Origin of the sequence: Bradyrhizobium sp. SZCCHNS2022, from assembly GCF_032377575.1 — a bacterium.
GTDB lineage: Bacteria > Pseudomonadota > Alphaproteobacteria > Rhizobiales > Xanthobacteraceae > Bradyrhizobium > Bradyrhizobium aeschynomenes.
The window spans coordinates 3,337,694-3,352,709 of the sequence record NZ_JAUHHZ010000001.1; the positions used below are offsets into that span (position 1 = coordinate 3,337,694).

Consider the following 15,016-nt stretch of genomic DNA (forward strand, 5'->3'; position numbering starts at 1 on the left):
GCTTCTTTGCCTTACTGGACCACGATTTCCTTGAACAACACCGCGTTGACCTGGTTGGGCGCCAGCGCGACGTTGACCCGCTTGGTGAGCTCCTCCTTGAGCCGGAACAGGCCCGCCGAGCCGTTGAGGTCGCTCGGCCGGAGCTCGCGCAAATAGGTCTGGAAGATGTCGGTGACGCGCGGCAGGGTCGGCTTGATCGCCTCGACCTGCTTCTCCTCCTTCACCTCGAGCACGATCTTCACTTTCAGATATTGGACGCGGTCACCGGGATTGCCGACCAGGTTGACCAGCAGGTCCGGCACCTCGACGAAGGCCGGCGGCTTCGGCGGCGGCGCCGCCTCGGCGTGATGCTCATCGGCCTTGTGGCTGAAGAAGAAGAAATAGGCCGCGCCGCCGACTCCGAGCAGCGCCAGCGCACCGACGACCATGATGATCAGCTTGAGCTTGCTCTTCGGCGAGCCGAGTTGCTCCTCGCCTTCGCCCGCTCCGCCTTCATTCTCAGCCATGGCCTTCGGATCCTCTAGGACAGTCGAACCGATGCCGCCAGAAAGCTTGATGACGCGAAACTAACGCTCCCAGCGCATCTGCGCTTCGTTGAGGCAACGCTACGGTAACAATGGTTAACGGAAGCTTTCTTTTGTTGGGGAGGTGGGAAAATCTTGCCGGGCAATTATGGTTAGCGAGACGTTGTTGCCGGGTGTTTGGGACCCGATCGAAAATTCAAACCATTGATATCGGTACAGTTTTCGAGTTGGCACGGCTTTCGCTGTACCCCTTGCGAACCCGCCGGCTTGGGAGAGCCGAACGGTTCACAGAAGACCCGCTTCAGACCGCCTTGGGAGAGGCATCGGCTGCGGGATTCGTTAAGAGGGGAGATCGACCGGTGGAGAATGCGCTTCTCATCGGATTGTCGCGGCAGATGGTGCTGGAGCGACAACTCGACGTCGTTGCCAACAACGTTGCCAACGTCAACACCAACGGCTTCAAGGCCGATCAGCAGCTGTTCGAGGAGTATCTCTCCTCCGGCGCGCATGAAGACAATTTTCCGGGCGCCGCCCGCAAGGTCGCCTACGTCCAGGACCGCGGCACCTATCGCGACTTCTCGCAGGGCTCGATGCAGCGCACCGGCAATGCGCTCGACGTCGCCGTCACGGGAGACGGCTTCCTGACGGTGCAGACCGCAGCCGGCGAGCGCTACACCCGCGACGGCAACCTGCACATGAACAATCTCGGCCAGCTCGTCACGGCCGCAGGTGACCTGGTGCTCGGCACCGGCGGTCCGATCGTGTTCCAGCCGACCGACCACGACATCAACATCTCGCCCGACGGCACCGTCACCGTGGTCGAAGGCGTCAACCGCACCGACTCGATCCGCGGCAAGCTGCGCCTCGTCAACTTCGCCGACCCGCAACAGGCGCAGAAGCAGGGCAACAACCTCTACGCCGCCGTCGGCGGCGCCATCCCGCAGCAGGACATCAAGTCCACCGTGCAGCAGGGCTACATCGAGAAGTCGAACGTGAGCGCGGTCGGCGAGATGAGCAAGATGGTCGAAGTGATGCGTGCCTACACCCAGGTCGCCAACATGCTCCAGGTCCAGAGCGACCTGCGCAAGAGCGCGATCGAGAAACTCGCCGACGTTCCGGCCTGACCACGACAGACTTTGAAGGAGACGTGACATGCAGGCGCTTCATACCGCTGCGACCGGAATGGCGGCACAGGAACTCAACGTTCAGGTGATCTCCAACAACATCGCCAACCTCCGCACGACCGGCTTCAAGAAGCAGACGGCGGCATTCCAGGACCTGATCTACGAGCACATGCGCCGGGTCGGCGCGCAGTCCTCGGACCAGGGCACGATCCTGCCGGTCGGCATCGACATCGGCGGCGGCGTCAAGACCGTCGGCACGCCGCGCTCGATGACGCAAGGCACGCTGTCGCAGACCGGCAACGATCTCGACCTGGCGATCTCGGGCGAGGGCTTCTTCAAGGTCCTGATGCCGGACGGCACCTATCAGTACACCCGCGACGGCACCTTCCAGATGGACAATCAGGGCCGCATCGTCACCGCCCAGGGCAACCCGGTGCAGCCGACCATCACGATCCCGAACAACGCCTCGGGCATCACGGTCAACGCCCAGGGCCAGGTCTCGGTGACGCTGCCGGGCTCGACCACCTCGAACATCATCGGCCAGATCCAGGTCACCCGCTTCATCAACAAGGCCGGCCTGCAGCCGGTCGGCAACAACCAGTTCACCGACACGCCCTCCTCCGGCGCGCCGCAGGATGGCGTCGCCAACCAGGAAGGTTATGGCAGCATCACCCAGGGCAGCCTCGAGCAGGCCAACGTCGATGTCGTCAGCGAGATGAGCGAGCTGATCGCCGCCCAGCGCGCCTATGAGATGAACGCCAAGGTCATCTCCGCCGCCGACCAGATGATGCAGTCCACGACCGCGCTGTTCCGCTGAGGCCCGAGGGGAGATCACGACGATGACCCGCACCCGTCCCTTCCTGCTTGCAGCCGCCCTGCTCGCCTCGACCGCGCTGTCGGCCTTCGCCGGCGAGGCCGACGACCAGATCAAGGCGCCCGTGCTGCGCGCAGCCGTCAACGTCACCGGCGAGATCGTGCGCGTCGGCGACCTGATCGAGAATGCCGGCGTCGCGGCCAACGTGGCCGTCTACCGCGCGCCCGATCTCGGCACCACCGGCGTGCTGCCGGCGGCGCAGGTGGTCGCGGCGCTGCGCAGCCACCAGGTCATCGGCGTCGATGTTCGCGACATCAAGGAGGTCGCGGTGACGCGGCTCGCTCGCGCCATCGATGCCAAGGAGATCAGCGCCGCCGTGGCCCAGGCGCTCGACCACCGCAACGGGCTCGGCGACGCCGCCAGCCTCAACGTCAGCTTCGACCAGCCGGTGCAGGACCTGAAATTCGACGCGTCCACATCGGGCACGCTGGCGCCGACCAATGTCCGCTTCGATCCGCGCAGCGGCCGCTTCGACATCAGCTTCGAGCTCGGCCATGCCAACGGAACGAGCCCGACCAAGCTGCGCTACACCGGCACGGCGATCGAGACCGTCGAGGCCGTGGTGCTGACCCGCAACATGGATCGCAACGAGATGATCCGATCCGGCGACCTGCAGACCGAGCGGCGGCCGCGTGCCGACCTCGGCGGCGCCGAGCCCGCCTCGCGCGAGCTGGCGGTGGGCATGCAGATGCGCCGGCCGGTCCGCGCCGGCCAGCCGCTGAAGGCCACCGATCTCGCCAAGCCGGACCTCGTGCAACGCGACCAGGCCGTCACGCTGATCTATCAGACCGCCGGCATCTATCTCACCACGCGCGGCAAGGCGCTGGAATCCGGCACCGAGGGCGACGTCGTCAGCGTGCTCAATCTGCAGTCCAAGCGCACCGTGACCGGCCGCGTCTCGGGTCGCGGCCAGGTCTCCGTCGACATCGCCGTCGCCAAGCCTGCGCAGACCTCCGAGGCCGAAATCTCGGCGCCCGTCTCCGTCGCCAGCCGTCTTCCCACCTCCGCCACCCCGAAAGCCGAGTAAGTTTCATGTCCAAGTTCAAGTTCGATGGTCAGGGTGGCTCAAGCCTGCGGCGGATCGCGCTGGTCACGGTCTCCTTCGCGGTGCTGTCAGTGGCCGGCGGATGCTCCTCGATCGATCGCCTGTCGCAGCTCGGCGAAAAGCCGAAGCTGACGGAGATCGACAATCCGACCACCCAGCCCGGCTACAAGCCGGTGCAGATGCCGATGCCCAAGCCCGAAGCCGTGTCCTACGCGCCGAACTCGCTGTGGCGCAACGGCTCGCGCGCCTTCTTCAAGGACCAGCGCGCGCACCAGGTCGGCGACATCCTCACGGTCACGGTGAGCATCTCCGACCAGGCCAATTTCGCCAACGAGACCCAGCGCAGCCGCACCAACAAGGAGGATTCGGGCATCACCGACTTCATCGGCTCCAAGACGCTCGGCACCCAGGCGCTGAAGGTGCTGCCCGGCCGCATCCTGACCGCCGACGGCACCTCGTCTTCGGACGGCAAGGGCTCCATCCAGCGCCAGGAGACGTTGCAGACCAACGTCGCCGCCGTCGTGACGCAGGTGCTGCCGAACGGAAATCTGGTCGTCGAGGGCAAGCAGGAGATCCGCGTCAACTACGAGATCCGCGAGCTGATCGTGGCCGGCATCGTGCGGCCCGAGGACATCCAGAGCGACAACACCATCGAGAGCTCCAAGATCGCCCAGGCCCGCATCTCCTACGGCGGCCGCGGCCAGATCATGGACGTCCAGCAGCCGCGCTACGGCCAGCAGGTCATGGACATCCTGCTGCCGTTCTAAGGCGAACACCATGAGGCACCGGGCGGAGCCCCGCCCGGTCGCTCCACCAAGCCGCCGGCGAGCAAGTCGGCAACCGAAAACGAGGACGACGAGACGCGACAAAAATCCCTCCTGACTTCAGGAGGGTCGGACGAGGATTGGCCGAGCGCGAGTTCACGCCCCGAGATCACGGGGCCCGCAGCCGCCGCCCTTCTTCCTGAAACGAGCTCCCACATTGCCCAATGCGAACCTAGGCGCGGCGGGTGATGTATACGCGGCCTCCGGTAGCTCCCCTGCCGGAGGCCGTGTTCGTTTCGAGCCGACGTCGCTCGCAATTTAGTCATTCAAGAGTTGAGTTGCTCGACCGTTCGAAACGCGATCATCAGCTCTGGCCCTGAAGACTTCTGGCGTCGGGAAAGCAGCCGTTCACACTTACGGCCTTTCCCGAACCGAGTCGCCTGCTTTTCATGCACGCAATTTTTCCTCTCAAACGAATGGTGAAGACAATGGGCAGTTTTATTCCGAACGGAAGTTACGTTCGCTCATGTTTCCAGATCACCGTGAAGCTGACCTGCCAGGCCTGGTCGGCCGGAGACAATTGGGTCCCGGCGAGCTTCGATCTGACAAACGCTGAAGACGTTCAGCTTCTCAATGAAAACGGGGTTCTCAAGCCGGCCCCGGGGAGCGCCCCTCCGACAGGCTTCATTCCGGCAGGAAGCTACAAGCTCACCTGCAAGGATATTCACGTGACGTTGTCCTGCCGGGCCGAAAAGATCGATGGCAGCTACATCGATGCCACCTTCGATCTGACCCATGTGCCGGCTGCGGATCTGTGGAACGACAACGGCATTCTCAAGAACGCGTACAAGACGCTGGCGATCTATGTTCCCGGCCCGTTCTATCAGTCGTCGGGAGGGATCGAGCCGCTGATGTCGTCGAACTTCAACACGGTGATCGCCTGGGCGTTTCACGTCGAGGCCGACGGCAGCATCTTCAACGAGGGAATGGTCGTCAAAGGCGGCAAGTATGTCGGCGACCTCAAATGGGCCGAACGCCTTCACGCGCTCAAGGGCCCGACATCTTCGGTCAGACGACTTCTGTTCTCGCTCTGGGGTGAGGGCACCTTCAGCAACATTCAGAATTTGATCTGGGCCGACGGCCCCGGCGAGCCACAGACAGGACCCGGCACCCCGCTCTACGAAAACTTCCGCGCTCTCAAGGCTGCCATGCCTGCAGTCGACGGCATCGATCTCGACAATGAGAGCCTCTACGATACGCCAACGACTGTCGCATTCAGCCGCATGCTGGGTGTGCTCGGCTACCAGGTCACTTTCTGCACCTACACCGATCCGAGTTTCTGGTGCGACAGCCTGCAGGAGGTTCACGAACGGGATCCTCAGATCGTCGCGGAATTCAACCTGCAGTGCTACTCTGGCGGGGGAGGCAACAACCCCCAAGATTGGGTCGATGCCATCGAACGGAAGATGGCGCCTGGCTTCCATGCGGAGAGCTTTGTCTTTCCCGGCGTCGGCATCAATTACGGCGCGGAGACACCTGAGAAGGCCCAGGAGAAGTTTGCGTATTGGAGCAAACGTCACCCGCTGGCCGGCGGTTTTCTCTGGAAGGCCGACGAGATCCCCAGTGCCTACACCCTGAAACAGTTCGCGGATGCGATGAGAAGTGGACTGAACGCCTGAGATCGGTCCGGCATTGCTACGGATCCGACGTCCCACCGGTCATCGCCGGTCGGACGTCGCCCGCCGCAGGTCCAGGGGAGCACCCTACCGTCCAAACTGGCAAATCACCGCTCGGGCCGGATCTGGGCCGAACCACCTTTCAGAGCGTGCGGATTGGCATCCATCCGGCGTCCGGGATCGCACGGTATTGCACAACGTCCACAACGCTTGCCGACAGCCCGCCGGACGGCTCCTGCGCATGGCGCTGGCTCGATCGGCGAGCTTGCCAACCGACCGTCGGGCGAGGCATCACCCTTTTGAGGACGAGATCACACGATCGCCGCCTCGACGACGCCCAGCCCATCCAGCTCCATCCGCACCCGGTCACCCGGCTTGAGCCAGATCGTCTTGACGAGGCTGCCGGTCAGCACCAGTTGCCCGGCCTCGAGCCCGTCGCCGCGCGCGGCAAGATGATTGGCAAGCCAAGCGAGCGCGTGCAGCGGGTGGCCGAGCACGTCCGCGCCGGTGCCCTGCCCCGCCAGAGCCCCGTTCACGAAGGCGCGGCCCTGCACGGCGGCGAGGTCCCCGGCCGCATCGCGCGGGACGGCAGGCCCCAGCACGCACCCTGCGGCAAAGAAGTCGTCTGCCACCAGGGTCGGGGCGCCCATGGTCTCCCATTGCACGTAACGGTCGTCGACGATCTCGATCGCCGCGTGGCAGTCGCCAATCGCGTCGCCGACATGGGCGATGGTGAAGGGCGCGTCCAGTGGCAGCAGGTCCTTTGCCAGCCGCACCGCGATCTCGCACTCGACGCCGACGCGAATGAAATCGGCCGCGCGCAGTGCGACGCCCGAGGCATGCACGCCCCCTGCAAACACCCCGCCGGCGCAAGGATGCGGAATGCCAATGTAATCCTGCATCACCTTGCTGGTGCAGCCGATCTTGTAGCCGGCGAAATCGCCGGCATGCTCGGCGAGCAGCCAGTGAACCTCATGCTGGATCTCATAACCGGCCGCTTCATCCTTCGGCTGAAGGTGAGCCGGCAGCGCCGCCAGCGGCGTCCTCGCGCGGCGGGCGCCTACGATCAATTGCGCGGCAGCCAGGACCTCGTCTGCTCCCATGGTCGTTCAACTCCCGCTGCGAGCCGCTCGAAGCGGCCTCTCAAAACTTATGGTTAACCACCTGTTACTCAATCGCTTTTGACGGCCACCGATCTCGTATCGCGGGAGCTCGCGCCGCGCTTGAAGCGCGCCCCCGGTCGTTCGGAAGCTACTTCAACCACGGCCGCAGCAGCCGCCACATCAGCAGGCTCCCGGCCGTCGCGACGATGATCTCATCATTCGGTCGCGGATTCCAGCCGAGCAGCCGCCATACGCCACGGGAGACAGCACGGCGCAGCCCGAGCAGCGGTTCGACGTCGCGAAATTGCGCGGTCGGGGAGGCAAGACTGGCCGCGCGGCTACTTCGCTTCGCTGAGGGTTGCGTCGGCTCCCGGACTGCGCGTCTCAAGCCACGGCAGCTCGAACTGACAGATCAGGCCCCCTTCGGAAAAGGTGCGTTGCAGATGCCTCACGGTGCGGGTCAACAGGCGGCTGCCGAAGCCGACCACCGGAGGCTCGCGGGCCGGCGGACCGCCGCTCTCCTGCCAGCGGACGTGCAACGCGTCGGGCCCGAGCGACCAGGAGACCTCGACGCGACCGCTCGGCGTCGTCAGCGCGCCGTACTTGCTGGCATTACAGGCCATCTCGTGGATGACGAGCGCGAGCTGCGTGGTCAACTCGACCGGGACCAGGATAGCCGGACCGCTGAGCAACAGCTGATCGGGCGCGCCGGCGAACGGCGCCACCTGGCTGGTGACCAGCGAAGCGAGATCGGCACCCTGCCAGTCGTTCTCCGCGAGGCTGGTGTGAACCGTGGCCAGCGCGTGCAGCCGCGATGTGAAGTCGCGAACCTTGACATCGTGCCGCGGCAGCAGCTGGTGGGCCAGCGACTGCACCACCGCGAGGCTGTTCTTCACGCGATGGGCGAGCTCATGGACCAGCAATTCGCGCTTGCGGTCCGCCTCCTTGGCGGCGGTGACGTCGATATTGACGCCGATCATCTGCGGGTCGCTGCCGCCCTCGCCGCGCAACAGGCGCGCCCGCGCCTCGATCCAGCGGATCGAGCCGTCCGGCAGCGGCACCCGCCATTCCGAATTGAGCTCGCCGGTGATCAGCGCCTGCTTGTTGTCCCGGTCGGCGCGGGCCCGATCCTCGGGATGCACCAGCGCCAGCCAGGCGTCATAGGTCCCTGGGAAGGTTCCGGGCTGCAGCCCATAGAGCTCCTCGATCTCATCGGACCATTGGCTGGTGTTCGAGTTGCCGTCCCAGGAGAACGTCCCGAGCCGCCCATATTTGGCCGCGAGCTTGAGCTGCTCGGCGGTGCGCGAGGAGTCGTCCCTGGCCTTGGCGAGCAGCCTGAAATTGTCCTGGATGATGCGCGCGCTCTCGGCCTGAGCCCGGGCGGCGGCGGCAAGTCGTGCATTCAGCGCCCGCACCTCCGGAGGATCGGACGGAGCGGCCGCGCCGGGCGTGGAGCTCTTGATTGCGATGCCGTCGAGGGGCCGGGCAATGCTGCGGCCGATGCCGGCCGCAAGCAGCAGCGCCAGCGCGCAGATCGTCGTGGCCGCGATCGTGGCGGTCTGGACCGTCGAGGAGATCGCCTGGGCGAACACGCCCTGCTTGATGCCGACGCCGACGGTCCAGTCGCTCAGCTGAGGATGCGCATTGGCGTTGATGACGCGATCGCCTTCGATCGAGGGAAACTCCGCAATGCCGGCGACCTTGGCGCTCGCCCGCCAGCCGGCCGACGCGGGCTGCCCCGTCGAGGTCGCGTTCTTCGGGATGCGTGAGATGTACCGGCCGCTGCCATCCATGATGCCGACCAGCCAGTCGGCCGGCAGCTGCTGCTGGGCGAGCAGCCGCGTGTAGTTGGCCGCGGGCATCGCGATCGACAAACAGCGGAACGGCATGCCGTCCTTGAAGACGGGGATATCGACCGTCGCCACCCATTCGCCGGAATTGGGGCCGGTGAAGATGTCGGAGACCTGCGGCCGGCCCAGCTTGAACGCAAGATCCTGCGAGCGCTGGCCCTGCGGGGTGCGCTCGCCGAGCGGCTTGCCGGACGCCGCCAGGGTGTTGAGCAGCAGCCGGCCGCTGGGGTCGGAAACAATGATCCAGGCATCGCCGCTCACCAGCCCGACCCGGCGCGCCTCGGACTCGAACTGGTCGAGATCGTCTGCGGCGAGATCGGGTGACTTTGCCAGCACCTCCGCCAGCGCGATGTAGCGCCGAAGCTCGGCGTCGACAGCTCCGGAGATCGTCTGGGCTGCGTAAGACAGGCCCCGCCGGATCGAGGCATCCGCGGACTGCGCCATCGAGATGATGACATAGGCAATCAGCCCGACGCAGGGCAGGAACAGGATGCCCGCAAGCAGAAGCAGGCGTCCCTTGATGCTGAGAACGCCATACGAGCGCTGCAGCGTGACGAGCACGCCGCCGAGCGAGCCCGTCGGCATTGGTTCCTGCGCGCGCATGATCCCCCACGGCGTGTTCCAACACGGAACCCACTCCAATTCCGTGAGCGCCAAAAAGTTCCTGGCTTGTCCCGATAAACCGGTCCACGCGAGGGGGATGACAACGCGAGAATGCAGCTACCTTCGCGCTGCAGGGAGGCGCGAACTCAGCCGTCGCTCGGGCCTGCGGCCGCACCCGGCAGGCGGCCGCAAGGCTGGTCATGTCAGCATCGCGACCTACTCGTCGCGATAGACCTTCTCGCGCTTCTCGTGGCGTTCCTGCGCCTCCACCGACAGCGTCGCGATCGGACGGGCCTCGAGCCGCTTCAGCGAAATCGGCTCACCGGTCTCCTCGCAATAGCCGTAGGTGTTGTCTTCGATGCGCTGGAGCGCCGCGTCGATCTTGGAGATCAACTTGCGCTGGCGGTCACGGGCGCGAAGCTCGATCGCCCGGTCGGTCTCCGACGACGCCCGGTCGGCGAGGTCGGGATGGTTGACGTTCTCCTCCTGCAGAGCCTGCAGGGTGAGCTTCGATTCGCGCAGGATCTCCTCCTTCCATGCCAGCAGCTTGGCGCGAAAGTACTCGCGCTGGCGTTCGTTCATGAAAGGCTCTTTTTCGGAAGGTTTGTAGTTCTTCAACTTTTCCAAGGTCAGCCCATCTGTACGTGCTGGCGCCGGTTTCGGCACCGGCGGACGGAATACGCCCGTTCGCGGCCGCGTTATATAGCGGCCTCTTGTGACAGACAATATTTCCATCGACACGGGCGCCCCGCCATCAGGCCGTTGTCCAGCCAAAATCGCGACCGGACGGCGGGGGCGCCAGGGACTGCCTCAATAACCGACCGTGAAACGGGCCCGGCGGTGCGCCGGACGCTCGATTTCGTCGGCCATTGCGACCGCGAAGTCCTCGAAGGTGATGAAGCTCTTGCCGTCGGCATCGACCAGCAGCTGGTCCGTTCCGAGCCGGAACTTGCCCGTCCTGGCGCCAAAATCGATCATGGCCGAGGGCGACAGGAAGGTCCAGTCGAGCTCCTTCTCCTGGCGCAGCCGATCCAGGAACGCGGCGCCCTTCTCCGCTTCGGCCTTGTAGGCCGCCGGAAAGCCCGGCGTCGTCACCAGCCGCACACCCGGCGCGACCTCGAGCGAGCCGGCGCCGCCGACAACGAGGTAACGAGATACGCCGGAATCTTTCGCCGCCCCGATCAGCGCCTCGACGTCACTCGCCGAAAAATGGATCGAGCTGATCGCGACCTCGTGGCCGGCCCACAACTTCGCCAGCGCGGCGCGGTCGTTGGCATCGCCCTGCACGGCGGTGACGTTGGCGTGCTTCTCGATCTTGTCCGGATGCCGGGCAATGCCGGTGACCTGATGGCCGCGATTGGCCAGCTCGACGGTAATGCGCGACCCGGCACGGCCGGACGCGCCGGCGACGGCGATCTTCATGCTGCAACTCCATCGTTTGCGATCATTGGCTCGGATCGGGCCTCTGGACGAGACCCTCTTGGTATCCGATAGTGACTAGATAGCGAAACGAATGCTGGTGTTAAGAGCGCACTTTGAGATCACCTGGTCACGCCGGAGTAACCGATGCGAGCCCCGAACGTCTATTCGGCCGACTGTCCCACGCGAAGAATCCTCGATCGCGTCGGCGACAAATGGGCCGTGCTGATCCTGATCCTGCTGCGCAACGAGCCCTTGCGCTTCAATCAGTTGCGCCGTGCCATTGAAGGCATCTCGCAGAAGATGCTCTCGCAGGTGTTGAAGAGCCTGGAACGCGACGGTCTGGTGCGGCGGCGCGCGATCGCCACCGTGCCGGTCACGGTCGAATATTCGATCACGCCACTGGGACTGACGCTCGCCGCGGCGGTCGATCCGCTCCGTGACTGGGCGGAGCGGCATCTGAAGGACGTCACCGCCGCGCAACGGCGCTATGATGCGCAGGCGCCCTCGAAGGCCGCCTGAGCGCCCGATCCGGTTCAGCCCTGCCCCGCCTTGGCGAGCTCGACCTCGACCCGCAGCTCGATCTCGGACAGGATCGCATCCAGTCCCGGCTCGCCGGACGTCTGCTTCAGGTCGGCCGCCGCATCGCGCAGCCGCAGCGCCATCGCGGTGTCGAGCTTGCCGGACAGCAGCGAGAGCTTGAGATCGTCGAGCACGTCCAGCGCGCGCTTGCCGCGCTGGACCGAGCGCTTGCGGCGTTCGGCCGGATCCTCCTCGATGCCCTGCAGCGCCAGCAGCGCGTCGATGTTGGCGGTCTGCTTCGGCGCCAGCGTCGCGCGCGTCTCTTGCGTGGTGCCGACGTCGGGCAGCTTGAAGCCGCCGGACGAGGTCTTTCGCGTGGAGCTGGTCGACGTGTTGAGCGTCGTGCCGTTCGGTCCATAGATGCGCATCGGTGGCTCCCCGCAAGCTCTGCGTGTCGGAGCGGAGATTGGCCGCGTCGTGGTTAACGGTGCGTAAATGGCCCGGCAAATTCTGCCGGGGCGGCAGCTTCGTTCCTCCGGAGTAACCCTGGTTCGCAACAAAGCCCGCGATCGATTTCATACTCTTTCAATGAGTTAGCCGGGAGCATCACCCTGGCACGGCCCTCGCATAGTTAATGCCGATCGTGCGGTCATGGGAGTGGCCAAGTGATCACTTGCAGAGTTCGAGGGGAGCATAGGATGCGACGCGTCCGACTTACGCGCCTGTTTCAGGCCGCTTGCGCCGCCATGCTGGCGCTGGCCTCTATTGTCATGCCCGCGCATGCGACGTCGCGGATCAAGGATCTCGCCAATATCGAAGGCGTGCGCCAGAACCAGCTGATCGGCTACGGCCTCGTGGTCGGCCTGAACGGCACCGGCGATACGCTCAACAACATCCCGTTCACCAAGCAGTCGCTGCAGGCCATGCTCGAGCGCATGGGCGTCAACATCCGCGGCGCCACCATCCGCACCGGCAACGTCGCCGCCGTCATGGTCACCGGCAATCTGCCGCCCTTCGCGACGCAGGGCACGCGCATGGACGTCACGGTGTCCGCGCTCGGCGACGCCAAGAACCTGCAGGGCGGCACCCTGCTCGTCACCCCCCTGCTCGGCGCCGACGGCAACGTCTATGCGGTGGCGCAGGGCTCCCTGGCGATCTCCGGCTTCCAGGCCGAGGGCGAGGCCGCCAAGATCGTGCGCGGCGTGCCGACGGTCGGCCGCATCGCCAACGGCGCCATCATCGAGCGCGAGATCGAGTTCGCCTTGAACCGGCTGCCGAACGTGCGGCTGGCCCTGCGCAACGCCGATTTCACCACCGCCAAGCGCATCGCCGCGGCCATCAACGATTTCCTCGGCGTCAAGACCGCCGAGCCGATCGATCCGTCGACGGTGCAACTGAGCGTCCCATCGGAGTTCAAGGGCAATGTCGTCGCCTTCCTGACCGAGATCGAGCAGCTCCAGGTCGATCCGGATCTGGCCGCGAAGATCGTCATCGACGAGCGCTCCGGCATCATCGTCATGGGCCGCGATGTCCGCGTCGCCACCGTGGCCGTCGCCCAGGGCAACCTCACGGTCACGATCTCGGAGAGCCCGCAGGTCAGCCAGCCCAATCCGCTGTCGCGGGGGCGGACCGTGGTCACGCCGCGCACCAGCGTCGGCGTCACCGAGGACGGCAAGAAGTTCGCGATCGTCCGTGACGGCGTGTCGCTGCAGCAGCTGGTCGACGGCCTCAACGGCCTCGGCATCGGCCCGCGCGACCTGATCAGCATCCTGCAGGCGATCAAGGCCGCCGGCGCCATCGAAGCCGACATCGAGGTGATGTAATGGCCACGTCCTTCGTCGACTCCTACGCCGGCCGGGTTCCGCTCAGCACGCCCCACGCGACGGCCGCAGCCGCGCCGCGCACCGATCTGGACCTCGCGGAGGCCCTCACCAAGGTGTCTCCCAAGGCCCAGGCCAAGGCCAAGGCGACCGCGACCGATTTCGAGGCCATGTTCCTGAACTCGATGTTCTCGCAGATGACCAATGGTGTGAAGGGCGATGGTCCGTTCGGCAACACGCCCGGCACCGGCGTCTGGCGCTCGATGCTGACCGAGGAATATTCGAAGAACTTCGCCAAGGCCGGCGGCGTCGGCATTTCCAACGACGTCTTCCGCACCCTGATCCTTCAGCAGGCCAAGAGCAGCACTGCCGGCAGCAGTGCCGGCAACGGCAAAGCGTAACCGTAAGCGTAGACATCGCGGGGGTCCGCACCGCCCCACGCCGACAGGAGTAAAGAGATGACCGCACAGGGCCAGGCGAGAAACACGACCTACACGGCTGCCGCCAGCGCGGCGGAGGCGCGCGCGCTCGCTGACGAGATGGTCAGCGTCATGAGCGAGCTGATTGCAGTCATCGAGCAGGAGACCGAGCTGGTCCGCGCCGGCAAGTTGCGCGAGGGCATGGCGTTCGGACCAAGGAAGACCGAACTCTCGCGCCACTACGTCACGACGGTGGGCCGCCTCAAGGCCAGCCAGGCGTTCATGAAGCAGACTGCGCCGGAGCTGCTTGCCAGCCTGCACCGTCACCACGACACGTTCCGGGCGATGCTGCAGGTCAACCTGACGGTCCTGGCAACGGCGCATGCGGTCTCGGAGAAGATCGTGCGAGGGGTCAATGCCGAGGTTCAGCGCAGGAACATCCCGAGCACCTATACGTCGGGCGGCCACCGCGCCGCCCCGGGCAGCCGCCATCTGACCCCGCTCGCCGTCAGCCGAACGCTCTGAGCCCTCAGCCTGGCACAGGAATCGGTTCTCCAGAGCCGCGCCGCCCGAAAGGGTCGCGCGGCGCTCGCCGTTTAACGTTCGAACAAGCTTAAAAGGCCCCGGCGAATCACAACGCGCCGTTCATCCTATTTCCTAACATAACGTTGATTGGTGATCGGCATAGTTGCAAGCGGGATGGGTTGGGAATTGACTCGATGGCCATGAGGAGGCTGCCATGAGTTCCGATTTCAGCGTGAGACCGGTCGGCGCGCCAGCGTCTGTTCCGATCATTCAACCGTCGAGCCAGGCGGTGGTGAACGCTGTGCCGACGGACCTTCCTCCGAGCCAGACCGTGACCGCGGCCGAGGCCGGCGCCCCCGTGCGCAACGACGTCCAGCTCAGGGCCGCGAACGACTTGTCGGTCTCGCATCAGGCCTATTACGACCGCGCGGCCGCAGCGCTCGTGTTTCAGGTGGTGAACCGCAGGACCGACCAGGTCGTGGCGCAGTATCCGGATGAAGCCGTGCTGCGTCGCCGCGCCTACTTCAACACGCTCGACCTGCAGAAGGATCTGCAGAAGGAAGACGCGCCGCGCGTGATGCCCACCGATCGCACGGCCTGATCGCATCGCCGACGATCGACGTCCAGCCGCCCCGGCCGGCCGCCGCGGCGGTTCTCAGCATTGGAAAGATCAGCTGCTCTGCGTGGCGTTGGCGGCGTCGAGGCCGGTCTGGCCCGATGCGCCCTGCTCCGACTGCGCTGATGGAGC

Annotated in this window: 16 protein-coding genes; 10 read left to right on the forward strand and 6 right to left on the reverse strand. The window is 65.5% G+C overall.

From position 1 onward, the window contains the following. Positions 1 to 11 precede the first annotated feature (11 nt). The gene (fliL, locus tag QXZ94_RS14875) at positions 12 to 506 is read right to left on the reverse strand and encodes a flagellar basal body-associated protein FliL (protein ID WP_315721031.1); all 495 of its coding nucleotides are present in this window, start codon (positions 504 to 506) and stop codon (positions 12 to 14) included. A gap of 377 nt (positions 507 to 883) precedes the next feature. Between fliL and flgF the strand changes: the two genes are divergently transcribed. From flgF to QXZ94_RS14900, 5 genes are all read left to right on the forward strand, one after another. Beyond that, on the forward strand, positions 884 to 1,648 hold the full coding sequence (gene flgF / locus QXZ94_RS14880) for a flagellar basal-body rod protein FlgF (protein ID WP_172134699.1): 765 nt from the start codon (positions 884 to 886) through the stop codon (positions 1,646 to 1,648). A 28-nt stretch (positions 1,649 to 1,676) separates the two neighbouring features. Beyond that, positions 1,677 to 2,465, forward strand: coding sequence for a flagellar basal-body rod protein FlgG (gene flgG, locus QXZ94_RS14885; RefSeq protein WP_172114406.1), 789 nt, complete (start codon positions 1,677 to 1,679; stop codon positions 2,463 to 2,465). 22 nt (positions 2,466 to 2,487) lie between these two features. Next, positions 2,488 to 3,549: a flagellar basal body P-ring formation chaperone FlgA gene (flgA, locus tag QXZ94_RS14890; RefSeq protein ID WP_315721032.1), complete on the forward strand. Its 1,062-nt coding sequence runs from the start codon at positions 2,488 to 2,490 to the stop codon at positions 3,547 to 3,549. Positions 3,550 to 3,554: 5 nt separating this feature from the next. Continuing rightward, on the forward strand, positions 3,555 to 4,334 hold the full coding sequence (gene flgH, locus QXZ94_RS14895; protein WP_315721033.1) for a flagellar basal body L-ring protein FlgH: 780 nt from the start codon (positions 3,555 to 3,557) through the stop codon (positions 4,332 to 4,334). Between the two features lie 485 nt (positions 4,335 to 4,819). Then, positions 4,820 to 6,010 carry a hypothetical protein gene (locus tag QXZ94_RS14900; RefSeq protein WP_315721034.1) on the forward strand — a complete coding sequence of 397 codons (1,191 nt, stop codon included), beginning with the start codon at positions 4,820 to 4,822 and terminating at the stop codon, positions 6,008 to 6,010. A gap of 308 nt (positions 6,011 to 6,318) precedes the next feature. On the opposite strand, the gene QXZ94_RS14905 is transcribed toward QXZ94_RS14900, so the two are convergent. The 4 genes from QXZ94_RS14905 to QXZ94_RS14920 form a co-directional block, all read right to left on the reverse strand. Beyond that, positions 6,319 to 7,110, reverse strand: coding sequence for a 2-keto-4-pentenoate hydratase (locus QXZ94_RS14905; protein ID WP_315721035.1), 792 nt, complete (start codon positions 7,108 to 7,110; stop codon positions 6,319 to 6,321). Positions 7,111 to 7,448: 338 nt separating this feature from the next. Next, positions 7,449 to 9,545: a sensor histidine kinase gene (locus tag QXZ94_RS14910; protein ID WP_315721036.1), complete on the reverse strand. Its 2,097-nt coding sequence runs from the start codon at positions 9,543 to 9,545 to the stop codon at positions 7,449 to 7,451. A 234-nt stretch (positions 9,546 to 9,779) separates the two neighbouring features. Then, a complete protein-coding gene (dksA, locus tag QXZ94_RS14915) occupies positions 9,780 to 10,145 on the reverse strand; it encodes an RNA polymerase-binding protein DksA (RefSeq protein WP_172114412.1) in 366 nt (121 codons plus the stop codon). A gap of 228 nt (positions 10,146 to 10,373) precedes the next feature. Beyond that, positions 10,374 to 10,985 (reverse strand): NAD(P)-dependent oxidoreductase, encoded by a 612-nt coding sequence (locus QXZ94_RS14920; protein ID WP_315721037.1) that lies wholly within the window; start codon positions 10,983 to 10,985, stop codon positions 10,374 to 10,376. A gap of 144 nt (positions 10,986 to 11,129) precedes the next feature. Between QXZ94_RS14920 and QXZ94_RS14925 the strand changes: the two genes are divergently transcribed. After that, positions 11,130 to 11,504 carry a helix-turn-helix domain-containing protein gene (locus tag QXZ94_RS14925; RefSeq protein WP_315721038.1) on the forward strand — a complete coding sequence of 125 codons (375 nt, stop codon included), beginning with the start codon at positions 11,130 to 11,132 and terminating at the stop codon, positions 11,502 to 11,504. A gap of 14 nt (positions 11,505 to 11,518) precedes the next feature. Here QXZ94_RS14925 and QXZ94_RS14930 read toward each other — a convergent pair whose 3' ends face one another. Next, complete coding sequence (locus QXZ94_RS14930; protein WP_315721039.1) at positions 11,519 to 11,932, reverse strand: flagellar assembly protein FliX; 414 nt, start codon at positions 11,930 to 11,932, stop codon at positions 11,519 to 11,521. 270 nt (positions 11,933 to 12,202) lie between these two features. Here QXZ94_RS14930 and QXZ94_RS14935 point away from each other — a divergent pair, with 270 nt between their 5' ends. The 4 genes from QXZ94_RS14935 (at position 12,203) to QXZ94_RS14950 (ending at position 14,869) form a co-directional block, all read left to right on the forward strand. Beyond that, positions 12,203 to 13,327: a flagellar basal body P-ring protein FlgI gene (locus QXZ94_RS14935; protein ID WP_172134694.1), complete on the forward strand. Its 1,125-nt coding sequence runs from the start codon at positions 12,203 to 12,205 to the stop codon at positions 13,325 to 13,327. Continuing rightward, positions 13,327 to 13,725: a flagellar assembly peptidoglycan hydrolase FlgJ gene (flgJ, locus tag QXZ94_RS14940; protein WP_315721040.1), complete on the forward strand. Its 399-nt coding sequence runs from the start codon at positions 13,327 to 13,329 to the stop codon at positions 13,723 to 13,725. The genes QXZ94_RS14935 and flgJ overlap by 1 nt, the downstream gene beginning before the upstream one ends. A 57-nt stretch (positions 13,726 to 13,782) precedes the next feature. Beyond that, positions 13,783 to 14,268: a hypothetical protein gene (locus tag QXZ94_RS14945; protein ID WP_315721041.1), complete on the forward strand. Its 486-nt coding sequence runs from the start codon at positions 13,783 to 13,785 to the stop codon at positions 14,266 to 14,268. 214 nt (positions 14,269 to 14,482) lie between these two features. Continuing rightward, a complete protein-coding gene (locus QXZ94_RS14950) occupies positions 14,483 to 14,869 on the forward strand; it encodes a hypothetical protein (RefSeq protein ID WP_315721042.1) in 387 nt (128 codons plus the stop codon). Positions 14,870 to 15,016: the final 147 nt, after the last annotated feature.

Coding starts and splice junctions, on each gene's coding strand:
- QXZ94_RS14950 (WP_315721042.1), top strand. CDS start 14,483: ATGAGTTCCGATTTCAGCGTGAGACCGGTCGGCGCGCCAGCGTCTGTT.
- QXZ94_RS14945 (WP_315721041.1), top strand. CDS start 13,783: ATGACCGCACAGGGCCAGGCGAGAAACACGACCTACACGGCTGCCGCC.
- QXZ94_RS14905 (WP_315721035.1), bottom strand. CDS start 7,110: ATGGGAGCAGACGAGGTCCTGGCTGCCGCGCAATTGATCGTAGGCGCC.
- flgJ (WP_315721040.1), top strand. CDS start 13,327: ATGGCCACGTCCTTCGTCGACTCCTACGCCGGCCGGGTTCCGCTCAGC.
- dksA (WP_172114412.1), bottom strand. CDS start 10,145: ATGAACGAACGCCAGCGCGAGTACTTTCGCGCCAAGCTGCTGGCATGG.
- QXZ94_RS14900 (WP_315721034.1), top strand. CDS start 4,820: ATGGGCAGTTTTATTCCGAACGGAAGTTACGTTCGCTCATGTTTCCAG.
- fliL (WP_315721031.1), bottom strand. CDS start 506: ATGGCTGAGAATGAAGGCGGAGCGGGCGAAGGCGAGGAGCAACTCGGC.
- QXZ94_RS14925 (WP_315721038.1), top strand. CDS start 11,130: ATGCGAGCCCCGAACGTCTATTCGGCCGACTGTCCCACGCGAAGAATC.
- QXZ94_RS14935 (WP_172134694.1), top strand. CDS start 12,203: ATGCGACGCGTCCGACTTACGCGCCTGTTTCAGGCCGCTTGCGCCGCC.
- QXZ94_RS14930 (WP_315721039.1), bottom strand. CDS start 11,932: ATGCGCATCTATGGACCGAACGGCACGACGCTCAACACGTCGACCAGC.
- flgA (WP_315721032.1), top strand. CDS start 2,488: ATGACCCGCACCCGTCCCTTCCTGCTTGCAGCCGCCCTGCTCGCCTCG.
- flgG (WP_172114406.1), top strand. CDS start 1,677: ATGCAGGCGCTTCATACCGCTGCGACCGGAATGGCGGCACAGGAACTC.
- QXZ94_RS14920 (WP_315721037.1), bottom strand. CDS start 10,985: ATGAAGATCGCCGTCGCCGGCGCGTCCGGCCGTGCCGGGTCGCGCATT.
- QXZ94_RS14910 (WP_315721036.1), bottom strand. CDS start 9,545: ATGCCGACGGGCTCGCTCGGCGGCGTGCTCGTCACGCTGCAGCGCTCG.
- flgH (WP_315721033.1), top strand. CDS start 3,555: ATGTCCAAGTTCAAGTTCGATGGTCAGGGTGGCTCAAGCCTGCGGCGG.